This window comes from Dehalococcoidia bacterium (genome assembly GCA_041649635.1).
In the GTDB taxonomy this organism is placed as follows: domain Bacteria; phylum Chloroflexota; class Dehalococcoidia; order E44-bin15; family E44-bin15; genus JAYEHL01.
Map to the genome: position 1 here is coordinate 608,429 of JBAZMV010000001.1, position 17,882 is coordinate 626,310.

The window sequence follows — 17,882 nt, forward strand, 5'->3', positions numbered from 1 at the left end:
GCTTCCAATAATAAAATACTTGACACGTATTTAGATTGGGTTTATAGTGCAACAGGATTTAAAGGGGGTGAACCGAATGCAGGCATACTGTTTTAAATGCAGAAAGAAAATCGAAGTAAAGAACGCGCAGAAGGTTACTCTTAAGAACGGAAGGCCGGCGACCAAAGGCCTCTGTCCGAAGTGCGGCACTAAAGTCTTTCGCATCGGGAAGGCCTAGTTACAGAATTTAAAACATCCGGGAAAGCTTTTTCAACGCAGCTTCTTATCCACAAGGGCATCTACCACGGATTGAGCGTTGGTAATCATGATCTCATCGCACTGGGCTTCACTGAGACCGGCTCCCGCGATTATCTGTCGTGCGAAAGATGGCGTCATTATGTCGCCCGGATCGTGAGCATCGGAATTAAGGAGAAGTTTTGCCCCTGCCTCCCGCGCTAATCGAGCGACATGGCCGTTTGTGAGAGAATGCCCCTTCCTGGCGCTGATTTCAAGATAAATCCCGTTTGAAGCAGCCAGTTGCGCTTCCTCTTTCGTGATAAGGCCCGGATGTGCTAAAATGTCAACGTATGGACACAGGAGCGCTGCTTTGTTAGTACCCTTCTCCACCGGCTCGACTATGGTTTCGCCGTGGACTATAACCAACCACGCACCGAGTTCTTTAGCGCGCCTTGCGACGTCATGGATTGCGGCAGGAGGCACATATGTAAGTTCTACACCCGGAATCGCGTTGATGGACCACTTATCTCTAGCGAGTGCACAATCGGAGGCAATCTCTCGAACGACGCGGTCGAGATAGCCGAGGCCGGCATGATCGGTAATTGCGATGTTTGTATAAGAATTACTCAGGGAACGATATATTAATTCCAGTGGAGAAAGGGAACCGTCGCTGAGAAGAGTGTGGGTGTGAAAATCAGATAGCATAACTAACCTCCGCGCTAAAATGCTATTATAGGATAGGAGAAAGATTTGAGCAAGATAAATGTAGCGATCATCGGTGTTGGTAATTGTGCCTCTTCCCTGGTGCAAGGAGTACATTACTATAAAGATGCCAAAGATGGCGAACAGATACCAGGGCTGATGCATGTGAACCTGGGGGGCTACCACATCAGTGATATCGAGTTCGTAGCCGCTATCGACATCGACAAGAACAAAGTAGGAAAAGACCTGGCCACAGCGATATACACCGCCCCCAACAATACTCATAAATTCTGCCAGGTGCCCAAGACAGGCGTTAAAGTAGTCCGCGGCATGACGCACGACGGCCTTGGTAAGTACCTATCGCAAGTAATCACCAAGGCACCCGGACCAACGGCGAATATCGTTGAAATACTGCAATCCACTAAGACCGATGTCGTTCTCAACTATCTTCCCGTCGGCAGTGAAGAAGCCACCAAGTGGTATATCGAACAGGTTCTGACTGCGGGTTGCGGATTTGTCAATTGCATTCCGGTCTTCATCGCACGCGAGAAATACTGGCAGGAACGCTTCAAGGATCGCGGCCTTCCCGTGATAGGAGACGATATCAAGAGTCAGGTTGGCGCGACCATCGTGCACCGCATTCTGACCAACCTTTTTAAAGAGCGCGGCGTTAAGCTTGAACGCACCTATCAGCTTAATTTCGGAGGCAATACGGATTTCCTCAATATGCTGGAGCGTGAACGACTGGAATCCAAGAAAATATCCAAGACAAACGCGGTAACGTCACAATTGGACTACAAATTGCCGGAGAAGGACATACATGTAGGCCCGAGCGATTATGTGCCATGGCTCGAAGACAGAAAATTCTGTCACATTCGAATGGAAGGACGCACTTTTGGCGACGTACCTCTGCTCGTAGAAGCAAAACTGGAAGTATGGGATAGCCCCAACTCCGCCGGAGTGGTCATTGACGCTCTGAGATGTTGCAAGTTGGCAATGGACCGCGGCATCTCCGGACCTCTCACCGCCCCTTCATCATATTTCATGAAATCACCTCCCATACAATATACGGATGCCGAGGCCAGAAGGGTGACTGAAGAGTACATTGCGGGCAAGTAGTAAATAATATTACCATGCACAATCATATTTTCGGCACCTCTACCTTAGAGAAGGACCAAGTAGGCAAGCAAAAGAAAACGCACCCGCTGCCCCAGGATACGGCAGGCAGAAACGGGCTTGGGGTGGCGGACATTCATATACACAGCAACGTAAGCGATGGCATGGCCGGCATAATCGAAATCCTTGAATTCGTGGCGGAAAGAGGCGACCTGGACGTCATTGCCATAACAGACCACGGAGAGATATCCGGCGGATATGAAGCTCGGGAACTGGCCGCAAAGCGTAACTACCCTTTCGAAATCATAGTCGGCATGGAAATCAATACAAGGGAAGGCCATTTGCTGGCGTTATTCATGGAGAAGCCGGTAGAGAACAATCAACACCTCACGGACATCATCTCAGCCGTTCATGCACAGGGCGGCCTATGCATCGCGCCGCATCCGATGAGCCCGTTCAGCGAGAGCATAAATCAAAGAGACTTCGACTCTATTATGAACGCGGGCGAGCCGGGAGTTTACTTCGACGGCATAGAGACCATGAACGCCACGATAATGGGCAGTATATCCAATCACAGAGCAAAAAAGATCAACGAGAAGTATAAGCTGGCCGAAACGGGCGGCAGTGATGCACACTTCCTCATCTCGATAGGCAGCGGCCTGACCCTGTTTCCCGGCCGCACCGCAGAGGATTTCCGCAGAAGCATTCTGGAACGGACGACTATTCCTATGAAAGGACATACTCCGAGCTATTTTGAAATCGGCATCGGGCAGATACTCAAACAGCAGAGAAAAAGCCGGAGTTATTTCTTTCGTGGCATAATCAAAAATGCTACCAGGTCTCTGAGAAAATGAAGATAGCGCTCGTTTGCCCATATGACTTTGCCCATCCGGGCGGCGTGGCAAACCATATCACCTTCCTATATAAAGAGCTCCAAAAAACAGGCCACCTGGTAAAAATAATAGCGTCTTACTCCGGCAGCAGCGCCTCACTGGAGAACAAAGATATAATACCCATAGGCAAGCCTGTTTCCATACCGTCAGCCGGTTCCATTGCCAGGATTACACTGTCGCCTACGCTTTCATCGCCGGTAAAAGAGGTGCTGGAACGGGAGAAGTTCGATATCATTCATCTGCACGATCCATTGTATTCTACACTGACCCTGACTGTGCTGCGCCATTCGAAAGCCGTAAACATCGGCACTTTTCACGCTTTCCAGAAGACAAGGATCCCATACCATCTCATCAGCCCGCTGTTTCAGGGCGCTTTCGATAGACTGCACGGCAGAATCGCCGTCTCCGAGCCCGCCAGGCTTTTCATCAGCAGATATTTCCCCGCCGAATACAGCATCATACCCAACGGAATAGATTTTCTACGCTTCTCTACACCGCTGCCTCCCATCGAGAAGCTGCGCGACGGCAAAATGAACATACTTTTCGTCGGCCGCGCTGAGAAGAGGAAAGGGCTCAATTTCCTTCTAGAGGCCTACCCGCTGATAAAACGGGAGGTCCCGCAATCACGCCTCGTTATAGCCGGCCCGGAAACCAGACAAAAATATGAACCTATGGCAAGAAAAATGGCTCTTGAAGACGTTGTTTTTACCGACTATATTCCCAACGATGATCTTCCCGCATACTATCAGACATGCGACGTCTTTTGCTCTCCGGCAACAGGGGGCGAGAGTTTCGGCATCATATTACTCGAGGCCATGGCTGCATCCAGGGCGATAGTGGCATCGGACATCGATGGATACGCCAGCTTGATAAGCAACGAAGTCGAAGGACTCATGGTGCCGCCGAAAGACATTACCGCGCTGGCCAAAGCCATAATTAACCTGCTGAAAGATGAGCGAAAACGCCGCGAGATGGGCGCGCGCGGCCTTGAAAAGGCTGAACGCTACAGCTGGCCAAATGTCGCTAAAACGATAAACGAATATTACATTTATATTCACAATGAGTTAAAATGTGGAAAGTAATTGCATTGCCGACCCGATGCATTAGATCGTAATCGATATGAATAAACCAGCTCAATTTCTCAGCGATACGGCACATAAACTTGCCGAACCTGTAGGCCGTCTGGTGGGAAAGACAGGCGTAAGCCCCAATACACTCACCATCTTCGGGTTCTGCATCAACTTCGGCGTGGCATGGCTTGTAGCACAGGGATATTTCGTATACGGCGGAATACTGATTCTCGCCGCCGGTATCTTCGACCTTCTGGACGGAGCGGTAGCCCGTATGACGGGCAGGGTCACCAAGTTCGGCGCTTTGCTGGATTCAACCCTGGATCGTTATTCGGAAGGCGTAGTCCTGTTCGGCCTGCTCTGGTACTACGCCAGCCGGCCCGATATCCTCTATAAGACGGAATGTTTGCTTATATTTGCTACAATCGTAGGATCCATACTGGTTAGCTACGTGAGAGCGCGCGCCGAGGGTTTAAATCTGGACGCCGAGGTAGGCATTTTCAGAAGGACTATGAGGATAGGTCTCCTCTCTCTGGGCTTGATGCTCAGCGCCATACCAAACCAGCAGGATAAAGTAATGCTGTATACCCTATGGATTCTGGCGATAGGCACCAATTTCACCGCTGTGCATCGACTGGTCTATGTCTGGTTGAAAAGAAATAAACCCAGCGCGCCAGCCCACAAGTAATCACCGCCACCTGCGCATAAAGGTAAATCCTAAGAAGACCGTTAACACGCAAAGTACTACTACGATAGACATCAGCGCAATGTAAGGAGCGGTTAATACAAATTCATCGTCGTCCGGAGACGCTGTAGGCGTAGGTGTTACTGTAGGCTGAGGCCCCAACCCGAGGTTCGCCCTCCAGGCCTCATTCAGACCATCCGTATCAAAACCGTAAACCTGCAACAATGCTTCGTCACCGGTGCTTCCCTGCCGGAACACATCAAGCAAACCAAGAAATTTTTCGCTACCGTAATGATCTACGAGGAATTTTACGACGCTGTGACTCTCGGCATAGCACAGAACGGCCTCATCCGAATCGGATGGGAAAGAACTGGCGATACTGCGCACCGAGAAAAGGGTATCATTCGATATCGCTTGGTCAAGACGATCCTGAAAATTATCAGATAATTCGCCTTCGGCATTCATTGCGATGCCCTCATCGAGCCAGGTAGGAAGCCAGCCGAAAGGCCCATAAACAAGTTCACCTATTATCAAATGACCCAGTTCGTGTGCTACCGTTCTCTTGCCCCAATCAAGATTGTCCGTCTCTATGCCTATCATGATAGCGCCGTAAGCAGGGTAAGCAACTCCCCCGGTCCATACATCGGGATTCACCAGAGAACCCTGCAAATCCCCATAATCAGCGTAGATATAAAATCTAACCGGTTGATCCAGCGACACATCGAACTCGGTGGAAAGCCTGGATACTGCTTCGCCGGCCGCATCGAGAAGCTGCCGGGCAAACGATGAATCGCCCTCATACCACCGCAACGTTATATCGCCGCTCGCTATGCTGCGCCAGCTGTAGCGTAAATCATCGTATATTACCGTGTAGTAAGGGCTTGTATATGTATTCCCCGAAGCGTCTTCGATAAGCCAGCGGTATTCTATCTCCGTTCCTGGAGGCACACCGCCCGTATCCTGCATGTCCCAGACCCAGATAGCCGTCACGTATCCGCCGGCATCGAACTCCACTTCATTACGGCAGGTGACGGGCACAAGGCTGCGCTGAAGAACCCGGCACTCGATATCTATGTCCACGATATCCACCGATGCTCTAGCCTCGAGGCTGAAGGTGATGCTGTAGGGAAAATCAGAATTAGCATCGCTGCTTACTACTTCGATACCACTGTCGGCATAAGCCAGCCCTGAAGGAACAAGCATAAGCACAAGCATTAACAATACCAGGGCAAAACAATACTTCATCATTATTTTCCTATAGTATGTTTGAGATACGCATAGATAAAATCATCCAGGTCGCCATCTAGGACGGCGTTAGGATTACTTGTCTCATAATCCGTCCTGTGATCTTTGACCATCTTGTAGGGATGAAGCACATAGCTCCTGATCTGATTCCCCCACCCCGCGGCTACATGCTCCCCTTTGAGCCTGGCCTGCTCCTCGGCGCGTTTCTCCAGCTCCAGCTCAAGTAAACGAGACTTCAGCACCTTCATTGCTATTTCCTTATTCTGGTACTGGGAACGCTCATTCTGGCACGCCGCCACGATGCCCGTCGGCATATGCGTGATTCTGACCGCGCTGCTTGTCTTCTGAACGGACTGGCCGCCATGGCCGCTGGCCCTGAACAAATCTATACGCAAATCATCGGGATTTATCTGGATTTCGACGTCACGATCGACCTCGGGCATCACCTCGACTAGCGCGAATGAAGTGTGCCTGGAATGTGAGCTGTCGAAAGGAGAAAGGCGCACCAGACGATGCACGCCGCGTTCAGCCTTGAGGTAGCCATAGGCGTAAAGGCCGTCGACCTCGATAAGTGCGCTTTTGATACCGGCTTCCTCGCCGGGAGAAGAATCTACTATAGCTGATTTGTAACCGCGCCGCTCCGCCCATCGCAGATACATCCTGAGGAGCATCTCGGCCCAATCCTGAGCCTCCGTGCCGCCGGCGCCGGCGTGAACCGCGAGGAAAGCGTTGCCTTTCTCATACTCGCCGCCCAGCATAAGTTCGACTTCCATCTCTTCGAACTGTGCGTAGGCCTTGTCAGTCTCGGAAGCTATGTCGTCTTGAAGCGAGCTCTCTTCCTCTTCCGCGGAGAGTTCGGCCAGGCCCAACAAATCATTTATCTTGCGTTCCAGGCCTTTCCAGCCCTCGACCTGTCCTTTCAGATCGCCGAGGCGGCGCATGACGGACTGCGCGCGTCCCTGGTCCTGCCAGAACACAGGATCGGACGCCTCCATCTCGATCTGCTGTATCTCCCGCTCTTTCTGCGCGATGTCAAAGACGCACCATTACATGGGAAACCTGCGCCGCCAGTTCCTCAAGCCTATTGCGTTGTTCCTGCAAGTCACTTCTTCCTTTATCGATTATTCTTCAATGATAATGCAACGGCGGTTTATATACAAACACTATCATCGATTGCCGCCCGACGCCGCCTGGTGCGCCAGACGCGTCGGCTCCGGCAGACGATATCCGCAACAGCAATTCAGTACCCAGCGACACGCTTCATCGAGCTCGATCCCGTGGCCTATCGAAACATAGACCGGCTTCACGCGCCTTTTGGTGCGGAGCGCCGCACCGACGACCTCACCGTTATCGACCAGCAACGCTCGATCACCCGGGTCATCGCCTAAATCATTATGATTGCCACACAATATCGACTTGGCGCATCCGATTGCGGGCACACCCAGAACAAGCCCCAGGTGCGAGGCCAGACCCAGTCGGCGCGGATGAGCGATGCCCTGACCATCGGCGATGAAGAGATCGGGCTTTACGCGCAATTGCCTGCACGCGGCGATTATCAAAGGCATCTCGCGGAACGACAGCAAGCCCGGGACATAGGGAAACTCCGCCTTCATCGTAACCACACTGCGCTCCGCCAACTCCAGCGACGGATACCGCAGCACGACAATTGCTCCGCGCGAAACGCCGCTGCTGTTCGCGCCGGAGATGTCGACACCGGCGATAAGCTCAACAGCGTCGAGTCGACCCTTTTTCACCACCCTGCCGGCAAGGCCGCGCTGAATCTCCACTGCCTCGGCGACACTCACGTCCCATCGATGAATGTCACGCACTTCCACATCGGAATTATAGCCCCTGCTACGAAGGCTGACAACCCGCCCATTGACACACGGCGAGTAATCTATGATAATAGCAACGTTAAGAGGTAAAAACGACATGGTAAAGATCAGACTAAGCCGCGTAGGGAAAAAGAAACAGCCAAGCTACCGTTTGGTAGTCGCTGATGTTAAGTCGCCGCGAGACGGCGATTTCATCGAAATCATAGGCCACTACAACCCGCGTACGGAACCAGCTACTATCGTCATCGACGAAGAGAAAGCTCGACAATGGCTCAGCCGTGGAGCTCAGCCAACAGAACGGGTCAGCATTCTGCTAGGCAAGGCCGGAATAACGGAAATGCCTAAAATAAACTTCTCTAAGCAGCCTGCCAAGGCTGAGAAATCAGAGGGACAAGCCGACGCAAAACCCGCTCAAGAGCCGGCGGCGGAAGCCGATACTGAGACCAAAGCTGAGAACGCAAGCTAACGACCCTTCCCCAAGAAGGGATCGAAGAAACGAGCAAAGGAGAAGCACATGAAAGAGCTTATTGAGTTCATTGTGAAATCCATCGTGAACAATCCTGATGACGTCGTGGTGACCGAGGAGAGAAGCGAGGGAGGGGTGCTCCTTAAGCTCCAGGTACATGCGGATGACATGGGCCGTGTCATCGGCAAGCAAGGCCGCGTGGTTCAGGCAATGCGCACGCTGCTCCGCGTAGTAGCTGTAAAGCAGAATACCCGCGTGGAACTAGTGGTAATTTAACAATCCACATTTAGGATCATGAATCCCCAGTTCATCCCGATTGCCCGGGTTCTTGCCCCTTGGGGCATTCGCGGAGAGGTAAAGGTTGAATCGATGACCGACTTCTCCGAGCGGTTTGTGCGCGGCGAGACGGTATATCTCCGGAATTCGTCAGTAACAATAGAATCCAGCAGGTCACATGGCAACGTGTTCATCCTCAAGATATCAACAATCGACAGCAGGGATAAAGCTGAAGCAATACGCGGAATGTTCCTGGAGATACCTTCCGACCAGCTACATCCTCTGGTGGAAGGTGAATATTACCGTTTCCAAATAATCGGACTGAACGTGTTCAGCACCGCAGGCAAACCGCTGGGCCGGGTCTCAGATATTATATCGACCGGCAGCAATGATGTTTATGAAATCTCATCCGATACAGGGAAGTTCCTTATACCTGCAACCGACGAAGTGGTAAAGTCGATCGATATCGATAAGGGTTGTATTATAATAGAATTAATGAAAGGCCTCATATAGTAAGGCTGATCTATTGCAGTCACAACAGAAATATGACTGAACAAACTTCTATTATGAATTTAATTTCACGGTCAATAATTTAACCGAGGGCAGAAATGGCTAACGTACAGTCGCAAATACCGGAGGTGGTGATCTTCCGTCTCCCAACATATCTTTACATGCTTTCCCTGCTGACCGAGGAGAGAATTGAAGTAGTGAGCTCGCAGGAGCTGGGCGCCAGGCTCCAGATGACCCCGGCCCAGATTAGAAAAGACCTGAGCTACTTCGGCAGATTCGGCAAGCAGGGTAAAGGCTACCATGTTAAAACGTTGTCTGAAGAACTGCGAAAGATAACGGGGCTTGATCAGGAATGGAATATGGCGCTTATCGGGGTGGGAAAAATCGGGAAGGCGCTTCTGGACTACGGCAACCTCGCACTGCGCGGCTTCAAGATTGTAGCCGCATTCGACATCGATCCCCAGTTAGTCGGGAAGAAGATGGGAAAGGTTGTCATCCAGGACGTCTGCGAGTTAGCCCAAGCCGTGCAACAGAAAGATATAAGAATAGGTGTGGTAGCCGTTCCTCCAACACAGGTTCAGAAAGCGGTGGATTCTCTGGTACAATGCGGAATAAAAGCAATCCTCAGTTACTATCCTGTAGCTGCTACCGTGCCGCCTGACGTCCGGGTGAGAAGAGTAGACCCTATGTTCGCACTACAGACCATGACCTACTGCCTAACGTCAGGGTGTAGAAACTGGCCCTCCTCTACAACGTCCAGACCATGACATATCTGCGGAGATTACTGGGGCCTGTTTGATTTCCTGCGGCGGTACTCGGCCACTTTGAGTTGCATCAACGACCTTCGCAACGCAGCCTCTGCGGCGGCTATATCTACCGAAGACGCACTCTTACGCAGACTTTCTTCGGCTTGCCTCTTGGCTTCCTCGGCCTTAGCTACATCGATCTCCTCGGCACGCTCGGCGACATCAGCCAAGACGATGACCTTGTCCTGCATTACCTCAAGGAAGCCGCCATTCACGAACATAGCCACTTCTTCACCGCCACAACGCACCATAAGCATGCCGGGCTTAAGTGTCGTAAGCAGCGGCGCATGGCTGGGAAGGATGCCAAGCTCTCCCTGGACGCCGGGGGCGATAACCATATCGACTTCCTCCGAGTAAACCACCCGCTCTGCTGTGACTATCTCAAATTTCAGTTTAGCCAAAGGCCTTCACCACCTACTATAAATATCAACGGTTAATCGCCGGCCAACTGTTTCGCCTTCTCCACCGCCTCGTCGATCGTACCTACCATCAGGAACGCCTGCTCCGGAAGATCATCGTGCTTGCCCTCAAGTATCTCCTTGAAGCCGCGAACTGTTTCTTTGACCGGGACGTATTTGCCGGGTATGCTTGTGAACTGCTCGGCAACGAACATAGGCTGGGACAGGAAGCGCTGGATCTTACGCGCGCGCTTCACAATGAGCTTGTCCTCCTCCGAGAGCTCTTCCATACCGAGAATTGCGATGATATCCTGCAGGTCCTTGTAGCGTTGCAGCACGCGCTGCACGCCGCGGGCTGTCTCATAGTGCTCATCGCCGACCACCTTGGGGTCGAGGATTCGGGAGTTTGAGGCTAACGGATCGACAGCGGGATATAAGCCCTGCTCGGCGATCGAACGTTCCAGGGCTACCACCGCGTCGAGGTGACCGAACGTCGTCGATACGCCGGGGTCGGTATAGTCGTCGGCAGGCACGTAAATAGCCTGGAATGACGTAATTGAACCCTTCTTGGTTGAGGTAATCCTTTCCTCCAGCTCGCCCATTTCCGTGGCCAGAGTCGGCTGATAACCTACCGCTGAAGGCATGCGCCCGAGAAGCGCGGACACTTCCATACCGGCAAGTGTATAACGATATATATTGTCGATGAAGAGCAAGACGTCCTGCCCTTCAACATCACGGAAATACTCTGCCATGGTCAGCCCGGTAAAGGCAATCCGGACCCTCACGCCCGGCGGCTCGTTCATCTGCCCGAAGACGAGCACGGTCTTGGCCAGCACGCCGGACTCTTTCATTTCGTACCAGAGATCGTTGCCTTCGCGGGAGCGCTCTCCTACTCCGGCGAATACGGAGAAGCCTCCATGCTCCATGGCGATGTTGCGGATAAGCTCCTGGATGACCACGGTCTTGCCTACGCCGGCGCCTCCGAAGGCTCCGATCTTTCCGCCCCTTGTGAATGGTGTAATCAGGTCAACGACTTTGAGTCCGGTCTCCAATATTTGAATGGAGGTCTCCTGCTCTTGAAATGACGGGGGAAGTCGATGGATGGGCCATTTCTCCTGGGCATTTACATCGCCCAACTCATCCAAAGGCTCGCCGAGAACATTGAACAGCCTGCCCAGCGCGGGACGCCCAACCGGCACGCTGATCGGAGCGCCTGTATCAACCGCCTCAGCGCCACGCTGCAAACCCTCGGTCGGAGTCATGGAGAGACAGCGCACCCAGTTATTGCCGACGTGCTGCTGTACCTCAAGCACCATCTTCTCTTTGCCCATCTGTATCTCAATAGCGTTATTAAGCCCCGGCAGTGAATCCGGAGGAAACTCCACGTCTACCACCGTGCCAATAACCTGAGCGACCTTTCCTTTTGCCACGATAACCTCCTGACAGCCTTGGTAAATACCTTACTTGATTTTATTTTTTAATCCCGCCCGCCTTGCGCTAAGGCCTGCGCGGGCAACCGAAATCCAATGTATCATAATATGTATACCGGCCCTCTCCCACGCCTTCCTCCCTTTGGATTCTCCGCCATGCCTCCAGCGCGTCCAGTATCTTATGCAGCCGGTCCTTTGACAGCTTTACGCCTCTATCCTCCAGTTCCCGCGATATCTCTTCGAACGTAAAATAACGTTCGGCATTCTTCTTGAATATACTCACCAATTCCGTACTGGGATCAGCCTGCCTTACCAAGACAAATCTCCGTTTCCTATTCCAGCGCGGCTACTCCGCCTACTATGTCCAGTAGCTCCTTTGTAATCATTTCCTGTCTTGCCTTATTGTACTTAAGCGTTAGTTCGCCGATAAGCTCGTGCGCGTTATCGGTAGCGTTACGCATAGCCACCATGCGTGCCGACTGCTCGCTAGCGATGGCCTCCAACAGGGAATGATAAAGGCTCATCTCAATGAACCTGGGCAGCAACTCGGACATAACTTCCTGCGGCGTTGGTTCATATATATATTCATTATTCTTGCCGGCCTCGAACACGGCAGGCTCTATCGGGAGCAGTTTAACAATAGCCGGTTTCTGCGACACCGTATTCACGAATTGTGTATACGAGATATACACTTCATCAACCAGCCCGGCACAATAATCGTCTACCACGATGCGGGCTACAGGCAGAATGTCGGAGACCGATGGCTTATCGGACATGTTTATAAACTCGGCGCGCACCTGCTGTCCGCTGCGCAGCATGAAATCCCTTCCTTTGCGCCCCACAGCCACGTTGGCGACTGGCGTGCCTTTGTGGTCCATGATGAACCTGGCAACATTGCGATTCACGTTTGCGACTAGCCCGCCGCAAAGGCCGCGGTCCGGGGTTATGTGGATAACGGCAATCTTATTCACCGGCCTCTTAATGAGAAGAGGATGCCCCTCCTCGCCCACACGCGTCTGCGCCGCGAGGTCCGCAAGCACTTGGCATATCTTCTCCGCATACGGACGCGAGGCCAGCGTGCGCTCCTGAGCGCGCCTCATCTTGGAAGCGGCTATCATCTCCATGGCCTTGGTAACCTTGGAGGTATTGCGTACACTCTTTATCCGGCGGTTGATCTGACGAATAGTTGCCATCTTCTACCTTTATCGTTCTCTTATCTTTCCGATCCACAACTCCATGACAAACTGCGGAATCGATCTAGTAAGGCACTGTCTCCTTGAACTCGGAGATAGCTTTCTTCAAAGCTTCCTCCGTCTGATCGCTGATAACCTTTTCCTTGTTGATATTCTGGATAACATCGGAATGAGAGGTCTCCATGAAGCGATGGAACGCCGCCTCAAAGGCCATCACTTTATTGACGGGCACATCATCAAGGAATCCGTTCGATACGGCATAAATAATGCTGACCATCTTGCCCAGTGACATCGGGATATACTGGTCCTGCTTCAAGACCTCCGTCATGCGCTGTCCGCGATCCAGTTGGGCTCTTGTGGCCTTATCCAGCTCCGATGCGCCGAACTGTGCAAATGTCTGCAGCTCGCGGAACTGCGAGAGCTCGCCGCGCAATTTACCCGCCACCTTCTTCATAGCCTTGGTCTGAGCCGAACTGCCCACGCGGGAAACGCTTAAACCTACGTTCATAGCCGGACGGATGCCGGAGTTGAACATATCGGTCTCCAGGAATATCTGACCGTCTGTAATAGAAATCACATTCGTAGGAATATAAGCCGATATGTCGCCAGCCTGCGTCTCGATAATGGGCAGAGCTGTAAGCGAACCGCCACCGTACTTCTTATCCATCTTGGCAGCCCGCTCGAGAAGCCGGCTGTGCAGATAGAACACGTCGCCCGGATAAGCCTCGCGGCCCGGCGGACGCCTCAGCAGCAACGACATCTGTCGATAAGCCCAGGCATGCTTGGAAAGATCGTCGTATATAATCAAGGCATCCTTGCCCTGCTCCATGACTTCCTCTCCGATAGCGCATCCGGCGTAAGGCGCCATGTACTGTAAGGCCGCCGACTCCGCGGCGCCGGCGCAAACAACTACGGTATGCTCCATAGCACCGTTCTTCTCCAGAACCGATACCAGCTGCGCCACCTTGGATGCCTTCTGTCCTATGGCAACGTAGATGCAGATGAGGTCTTCGCCCTTCTGCGCGATTATCGTATCGAGGGCGATGGCCGTCTTGCCGGTGCCGCGGTCGCCTATTATCAGCTCGCGCTGTCCACGTCCGATAGGGACAATGCTATCGATAGCCTTGATACCGGTACGCACCGGCGTATTCACAGCTCGACGAGTCACCACGTTAGGGGCTATGCGCTCGACGGGATATGTCTTCTCGTACTTTATCGGCCCCTTGCCGTCGAGTGGCTGTCCTGTGGGATCGATAACGCGTCCGATAAGACCGGGGCCTACCGGAACCTCGGCAATCCTGCCGGTAGAGCGCACCTCATCCCCTTCCTTCACCTTGTTCCACTCTCCCAACACGATGGCACCAACGCTATCCTCTTCCAGGTTCAGAGCCATGCCGATGATATCGTGAGGGAACTGTAACAATTCGCTGTATTTCACGCCGGAGAGGCCGTGAATACGCGCAATTCCGTCACCTATCTCCACCACGGTGCCTACGTCCACCATAGTGACCGTAGAGCCGAACTGCTCGATCTGCTGTTTTATAATCTCAGTAAAGTCATGCGCTCGAGCCATATCGAGTTACCTCCAGTAAAACTAACCTTATTGCTTGGTTTCCTGCTCCTGCTTTGGCTTGGGCGGCTTCATGAAGAAGAACGCTAACACCAATCCGAGTCCAGCTAATATTGCAACCGGTATGAAGGCAGAAAGCAATGCTTCCGATCCTCCAAATATATTCTTTGAGTATGCGGCGACAAATGTGGCCACCAGTCCGCCAACACCGTATGCCAGGAACATGACACCGTAATTCCTGCCTGAGAACTTGGTGCCGAAGTACTGAGCCGTGGCTGTAGGTGCGATAGCCAGCCAGCCGCCTAAGCCAAGATAGAAGGAAATGAAGGCCACAAAATACATAATCTTGTGCGCGCTTGACACCAGTTCCCCGCTTCTCACCATTATCATAATTATGGCGGCGACCAGAATGAGCACGAAAGTAATCATGGCCGCCACTCTCGGCCCCAGCTTGTCGGTTACCCACCCCAGCAATGGCCGACCTCCTGCATTGAATGGAGCGAGAATAAATTGCACTACGGTCGCCGTAAGACCTATTCCAACCAGAGTCATAACGCTGCCATAAACGCCGATGGCCATGAGTCCTGCGAGTGCACCTATGGTATAACAGACAAACAAAACCCAGAATGCCCGCGTCTTGATAATATCTTTGCGATTATAGTTAACAGCGCTGGTAACAGCCGCAGGCGCCGCCTTCGGCGTCCATCCTGCCGGCTTCCAGTCAGCCGCCGGGAACCTCATAAACCAACCTGCAGCGAGGATGATAACCAAGAATATGATGCCCATATACAAGAAGGCATCGAACACCTGGCCATTCATATTAATTAGCTTCTGCCCCAGGTACGTGCTGATGAACGGAGAGCCGCCGAACCCGGCTATCGCCAAACCTGTGGCCAATCCCTTTTTATCAGGGAACCATCTTGTGCATATCTGAATCGGTACGAGATAAGCGATACCAACGCCGCTGCCGCCTATTACTCCATAAGTAAGCACCATCAAAGCTACGCTGGTTGACCATTTTGCAACGAATGCGGCCAGTATCCATCCCAGAGCAACTATGATTCCGCCGACTATTGTCTGCTTCTTTGGGCCCAGCTTATCCAGTATCTGGCCGCTGAACAGGAACACGATGGCGAAAAACAGCAGAAAAACACCGAAAGGAATCTGTTGACTAAAAATATCCCCCGCCGTCTGGAATTTTGTTACACCGTCTTCAGCAATATGCCAGAAGTTCCATTCAGTCGCCAGCTTCTTGCCGAAAATACTGTACGCGTAGATGCTGCCCAGACATAGATTGATGATAAACCCAAGGAGCACGAGCACCCACCGGCCTTTCTCTGCCGGCATACCGAAGAGTTTTGTCTCCTCCGCCATCAGTCACTCCTTCCTAAAAATCCTCAGACTACTATCTATAATTCCTCACGGTGGAGGATGGACTCTGAGCCATCCTCCACCGATCATTGCTCAATTATTTACTAGGCTACACGTTCCTTGACAAGGGTATCGACAACGGAAGGATCGGCAAGGGTAGAGGTATCGCCAAGGTTGCTGACGTCGCCGGCAGCTATCTTGACCAGGATACGTCTCATGATCTTGCCGCTGCGTGTCTTGGGAAGCCCGTCGGCAAATTGTATCTTCTCAGGGCTTGCGATAGGCCCGATCTCCTTGCGCACGTGAGCCACAAGCTCTTTCTTCAGTTCATCGGACTTGGGCTTGCCTACCTTCAATGTCACATAGGCATAAATAGCCTGGCCCTTGATGTTGTGAGGAATGGGCACAACAGCCGCCTCGGCCACGAACGGATGGCTCACCAGAGCACTCTCGACCTCGGCCGTTCCGATGCGGTGTCCCGATACTTTAATTACATCATCTATGCGGCCCATCAGCCAGTGATAGCCATCATCATCAGTCCTGGCGCCATCGCCGGCCATGTAATAGCCCGGGAATCGCTCATAGTAAATCTCTTTTATCCTCTTGTTACCGGGGTCATTCCACAACCCGCGGAGCATGCCCGGCCACGATTTCGCTATGCATAGATAACCGCCCTCATTCTTACCGACCTGCTTGCCCTCCTCATTTAGAATTGCGGTCGCGACACCCGGGAACGGGAAGGTTGCAGAGCCTGGCTTGAGCGGGGTAGCGCCAGGCAGCGGGGTGATAAGTATGCCGCCGGTCTCCGTCTGCCACCATGTGTCAACTATAGGGCAGCGGGTCTTGCCGATGGTGTTGTAGTACCATATCCACGCCTCAGGATTGATGGGCTCGCCCACGCTCCCGAGAATCCTTAGGGAAGACAGGTCGCGATTATTGGGCCAATCGTCGCCGTCCTTCATCATGGCGCGCAGAGCGGTAGGAGCGGTATAGAATATGTTGACCTTGTACTTCTCTACGATCTCCCAGAATCTGTCAGGCTTCGGGTAGTTCGGCACGCCCTCGAACATGAGAGAGGTGCCGCCGTTGGCCAGAGGCCCGTATACTATATAGCTATGTCCGGTGATCCAGCCGATGTCGGCAGTGCACCAGTATGTGTCCTCATCTTTAAGATCGAAAATCCACTTGCAGGTCTGCTGGCAATACAGGAGATAACCGGCCGTTGTGTGGATGACTCCCTTCGGTTTTCCGGTGCTGCCGCTGGTATAGAGGATAAACAGGATATCCTCCGCATCCATGGGCTCGGGCTCGCACACCGGCTTGATATCAGGAGCCGCTACTTCCTCATGATACCAGTGATCGCGGCCCTGCTGCATCTGGACCTCATTGCCCGCGCGCTTGACGACAAACACGTCTTTTACCGTCGGGCACTGTGCCAGCGCCGTATCCGCGCCGGCCTTGGATGATACCGTCTTGCCGCTGCGATAGTAGCCATCGGCTGTTACGAGAGCCTTGGCTTCGCAGTCCTGGATTCTATCCCTTAAAGCCTCGGCGCTGAATCCGCCGAACACGATGCTATGAACGGCGCCGATCCTGGCGCAGGCAAGCATCGCAACCGGCAGCTCGGGGATCATCGGCAGGTAGATGCTGACACGATCGCCCTTCTTAATGCCGTGCTTCTTTAAAACGTTAGCGAATTTGCAGACCTCGGTATAAAGCTGCTGATAGGTAAGTATCCTGGTCTCGCCCGGCTCGCCCTCGAATATGATGGCAGCCTTGTTCTTGCGCCACGTATTCAGGTGGCGGTCGATGCAGTTGTAAGCCACGTTGATCTTGCCGCCGGCGAACCACTTGAACTCGGCCTTTTTGAAATCAACCTGGGAAACCTTGTCCCACTTCTTGATCCAGTCCAATTGCTCGGCCGCTTCCGCCCAAAAAGCATCGGGATCATCTATCGATTTCTGATAGATGTCCTTATACTGTTTCATGCTCTTGATATAAGCCTTTTTGCTGAGTTCCTTGGAAGGCTTGAAAATACGATTTTCCGCCTGCATTGAAGTGATTGATTTTGCTTCTTCTCCCATTTTTCTCCTTCTTCCT

General features: G+C 52.5%; 20 protein-coding genes. 9 read left to right on the forward strand and 11 right to left on the reverse strand.

Translation table 11 applies throughout. The features are described 5' to 3' along the window. Positions 1-76 precede the first annotated feature (76 nt). A complete protein-coding gene (locus WC562_03005; protein MFA5055127.1) occupies positions 77-217 on the forward strand; it encodes a DUF5679 domain-containing protein in 141 nt (46 codons plus the stop codon). Positions 218-249: 32 nt separating this feature from the next. On the opposite strand, the gene WC562_03010 is transcribed toward WC562_03005, so the two are convergent. Further along, positions 250-921, reverse strand: coding sequence for a histidinol phosphate phosphatase domain-containing protein (locus WC562_03010; GenBank protein MFA5055128.1), 672 nt, complete (start codon positions 919-921; stop codon positions 250-252). A gap of 45 nt (positions 922-966) precedes the next feature. Between WC562_03010 and WC562_03015 the strand changes: the two genes are divergently transcribed. Genes WC562_03015 through WC562_03030 form a run of 4 tightly spaced genes read left to right on the forward strand, consistent with a single transcriptional unit; the run spans position 967 to position 4,685 of the window. Continuing rightward, the gene (locus WC562_03015; protein ID MFA5055129.1) at positions 967-2,037 is read left to right on the forward strand and encodes an inositol-3-phosphate synthase; all 1,071 of its coding nucleotides are present in this window, start codon (positions 967-969) and stop codon (positions 2,035-2,037) included. Positions 2,038-2,051: 14 nt separating this feature from the next. Beyond that, entirely contained in the window at positions 2,052-2,888 is an 837-nt protein-coding gene (locus WC562_03020; GenBank protein ID MFA5055130.1) for a PHP domain-containing protein, read from the forward strand. Further along, complete coding sequence (locus WC562_03025; protein MFA5055131.1) at positions 2,885-4,009, forward strand: glycosyltransferase family 4 protein; 1,125 nt, start codon at positions 2,885-2,887, stop codon at positions 4,007-4,009. Before WC562_03020 ends, WC562_03025 begins: the two co-directional genes overlap by 4 nt. A gap of 37 nt (positions 4,010-4,046) precedes the next feature. Further along, complete coding sequence (locus tag WC562_03030; protein ID MFA5055132.1) at positions 4,047-4,685, forward strand: CDP-alcohol phosphatidyltransferase family protein; 639 nt, start codon at positions 4,047-4,049, stop codon at positions 4,683-4,685. Here WC562_03030 and WC562_03035 read toward each other — a convergent pair whose 3' ends face one another. From WC562_03035 to nfi, 3 genes are all read right to left on the reverse strand, one after another. Next, positions 4,686-5,927 carry a peptidase MA family metallohydrolase gene (locus WC562_03035; GenBank protein ID MFA5055133.1) on the reverse strand — a complete coding sequence of 414 codons (1,242 nt, stop codon included), beginning with the start codon at positions 5,925-5,927 and terminating at the stop codon, positions 4,686-4,688. Positions 5,928-5,929: 2 nt separating this feature from the next. Then, positions 5,930-6,974, reverse strand: a protein-coding gene (gene prfB / locus WC562_03040; GenBank protein ID MFA5055134.1) for a peptide chain release factor 2 whose coding sequence is annotated in 2 segments (ribosomal slippage) — positions 5,930-6,961 and positions 6,963-6,974 — 1,044 coding nt in all. Because the reading frame shifts where the segments join, the coding sequence is not laid out codon by codon here. A 119-nt stretch (positions 6,975-7,093) separates the two neighbouring features. Continuing rightward, the gene (gene nfi / locus WC562_03045) at positions 7,094-7,762 is read right to left on the reverse strand and encodes a deoxyribonuclease V (protein MFA5055135.1); all 669 of its coding nucleotides are present in this window, start codon (positions 7,760-7,762) and stop codon (positions 7,094-7,096) included. 97 nt (positions 7,763-7,859) lie between these two features. On the opposite strand from nfi, the gene rpsP reads away from it, so the two are divergent. The 4 genes from rpsP (at position 7,860) to WC562_03065 (ending at position 9,781) form a co-directional block, all read left to right on the forward strand. After that, positions 7,860-8,228, forward strand: coding sequence for a 30S ribosomal protein S16 (gene rpsP / locus WC562_03050; protein MFA5055136.1), 369 nt, complete (start codon positions 7,860-7,862; stop codon positions 8,226-8,228). Positions 8,229-8,276: 48 nt separating this feature from the next. Beyond that, complete coding sequence (locus WC562_03055) at positions 8,277-8,504, forward strand: KH domain-containing protein (protein ID MFA5055137.1); 228 nt, start codon at positions 8,277-8,279, stop codon at positions 8,502-8,504. A gap of 18 nt (positions 8,505-8,522) precedes the next feature. After that, entirely contained in the window at positions 8,523-9,017 is a 495-nt protein-coding gene (rimM, locus tag WC562_03060; protein ID MFA5055138.1) for a ribosome maturation factor RimM, read from the forward strand. Positions 9,018-9,112: 95 nt separating this feature from the next. Beyond that, positions 9,113-9,781 carry a redox-sensing transcriptional repressor Rex gene (locus WC562_03065; protein ID MFA5055139.1) on the forward strand — a complete coding sequence of 223 codons (669 nt, stop codon included), beginning with the start codon at positions 9,113-9,115 and terminating at the stop codon, positions 9,779-9,781. 14 nt (positions 9,782-9,795) lie between these two features. Here WC562_03065 and WC562_03070 read toward each other — a convergent pair whose 3' ends face one another. From WC562_03070 to acs, 7 genes are all read right to left on the reverse strand, one after another. Continuing rightward, on the reverse strand, positions 9,796-10,221 hold the full coding sequence (locus WC562_03070) for a F0F1 ATP synthase subunit epsilon (GenBank protein ID MFA5055140.1): 426 nt from the start codon (positions 10,219-10,221) through the stop codon (positions 9,796-9,798). Positions 10,222-10,253: 32 nt separating this feature from the next. Continuing rightward, complete coding sequence (gene atpD, locus WC562_03075) at positions 10,254-11,648, reverse strand: F0F1 ATP synthase subunit beta (GenBank protein MFA5055141.1); 1,395 nt, start codon at positions 11,646-11,648, stop codon at positions 10,254-10,256. Between the two features lie 67 nt (positions 11,649-11,715). Then, the gene (locus WC562_03080; GenBank protein ID MFA5055142.1) at positions 11,716-11,964 is read right to left on the reverse strand and encodes a transcriptional repressor; all 249 of its coding nucleotides are present in this window, start codon (positions 11,962-11,964) and stop codon (positions 11,716-11,718) included. A 16-nt stretch (positions 11,965-11,980) separates the two neighbouring features. Continuing rightward, on the reverse strand, positions 11,981-12,841 hold the full coding sequence (gene atpG / locus WC562_03085; GenBank protein ID MFA5055143.1) for an ATP synthase F1 subunit gamma: 861 nt from the start codon (positions 12,839-12,841) through the stop codon (positions 11,981-11,983). A 64-nt stretch (positions 12,842-12,905) separates the two neighbouring features. Next, complete coding sequence (atpA, locus tag WC562_03090) at positions 12,906-14,414, reverse strand: F0F1 ATP synthase subunit alpha (protein ID MFA5055144.1); 1,509 nt, start codon at positions 14,412-14,414, stop codon at positions 12,906-12,908. A gap of 27 nt (positions 14,415-14,441) precedes the next feature. After that, positions 14,442-15,785 carry an OFA family MFS transporter gene (locus tag WC562_03095; GenBank protein MFA5055145.1) on the reverse strand — a complete coding sequence of 448 codons (1,344 nt, stop codon included), beginning with the start codon at positions 15,783-15,785 and terminating at the stop codon, positions 14,442-14,444. 101 nt (positions 15,786-15,886) lie between these two features. Beyond that, positions 15,887-17,866: an acetate--CoA ligase gene (acs, locus tag WC562_03100; protein ID MFA5055146.1), complete on the reverse strand. Its 1,980-nt coding sequence runs from the start codon at positions 17,864-17,866 to the stop codon at positions 15,887-15,889. Positions 17,867-17,882 lie beyond the last annotated feature (16 nt).

What these genes read in the sequence shown, in the direction of transcription:
- WC562_03020 (MFA5055130.1), top strand. Translation starts at nt 2,052, where the DNA reads ATGCACAATCATATTTTCGGCACCTCTACCTTAGAGAAGGACCAAGTA.
- rimM (MFA5055138.1), top strand. Translation starts at nt 8,523, where the DNA reads ATGAATCCCCAGTTCATCCCGATTGCCCGGGTTCTTGCCCCTTGGGGC.
- WC562_03030 (MFA5055132.1), top strand. Translation starts at nt 4,047, where the DNA reads ATGAATAAACCAGCTCAATTTCTCAGCGATACGGCACATAAACTTGCC.
- WC562_03055 (MFA5055137.1), top strand. Translation starts at nt 8,277, where the DNA reads ATGAAAGAGCTTATTGAGTTCATTGTGAAATCCATCGTGAACAATCCT.
- atpA (MFA5055144.1), bottom strand. Translation starts at nt 14,414, where the DNA reads ATGGCTCGAGCGCATGACTTTACTGAGATTATAAAACAGCAGATCGAG.
- WC562_03010 (MFA5055128.1), bottom strand. Translation starts at nt 921, where the DNA reads ATGCTATCTGATTTTCACACCCACACTCTTCTCAGCGACGGTTCCCTT.
- WC562_03025 (MFA5055131.1), top strand. Translation starts at nt 2,885, where the DNA reads ATGAAGATAGCGCTCGTTTGCCCATATGACTTTGCCCATCCGGGCGGC.
- rpsP (MFA5055136.1), top strand. Translation starts at nt 7,860, where the DNA reads ATGGTAAAGATCAGACTAAGCCGCGTAGGGAAAAAGAAACAGCCAAGC.
- WC562_03065 (MFA5055139.1), top strand. Translation starts at nt 9,113, where the DNA reads ATGGCTAACGTACAGTCGCAAATACCGGAGGTGGTGATCTTCCGTCTC.
- WC562_03095 (MFA5055145.1), bottom strand. Translation starts at nt 15,785, where the DNA reads ATGGCGGAGGAGACAAAACTCTTCGGTATGCCGGCAGAGAAAGGCCGG.
- acs (MFA5055146.1), bottom strand. Translation starts at nt 17,866, where the DNA reads ATGGGAGAAGAAGCAAAATCAATCACTTCAATGCAGGCGGAAAATCGT.
- WC562_03005 (MFA5055127.1), top strand. Translation starts at nt 77, where the DNA reads ATGCAGGCATACTGTTTTAAATGCAGAAAGAAAATCGAAGTAAAGAAC.
- atpG (MFA5055143.1), bottom strand. Translation starts at nt 12,841, where the DNA reads ATGGCAACTATTCGTCAGATCAACCGCCGGATAAAGAGTGTACGCAAT.
- WC562_03035 (MFA5055133.1), bottom strand. Translation starts at nt 5,927, where the DNA reads ATGAAGTATTGTTTTGCCCTGGTATTGTTAATGCTTGTGCTTATGCTT.